Origin of the sequence: Bacillus cereus group sp. BfR-BA-01316 (assembly GCF_022664195.1) — a bacterium.
Taxonomy (GTDB): domain Bacteria; phylum Bacillota; class Bacilli; order Bacillales; family Bacillaceae_G; genus Bacillus_A.
Window position 1 is genome coordinate 1 of record NZ_JAKUGX010000163.1, and the last position, 209, is coordinate 209.

The window sequence follows — 209 nt, forward strand, 5'->3', positions numbered from 1 at the left end:
GTCAACAGAATCGATTTCATCCATTTTTTCTTGATCTCCCAGTTCATTCATAAAATCAAATTCAGGAAAATCCGGAATCTCAAAAATAAAATCTATTAAAAATGTATTATTAGTTTCATCAACAGAATCGATTTCATCCACTTCTTCTTGATCTCCCAGTTCATTCATAAAATCAAATTCAGGAAGATCCGGAATCTCTAAAATAAAAT

At 29.7% G+C, this 209-nt stretch carries 1 protein-coding gene; it reads right to left on the reverse strand.

All coding sequences use genetic code 11. The features are described from left to right. The coding region (locus MR071_RS25390) for a hypothetical protein (protein WP_242238256.1) at positions 1-209 on the reverse strand (209 nt) is incomplete at both ends.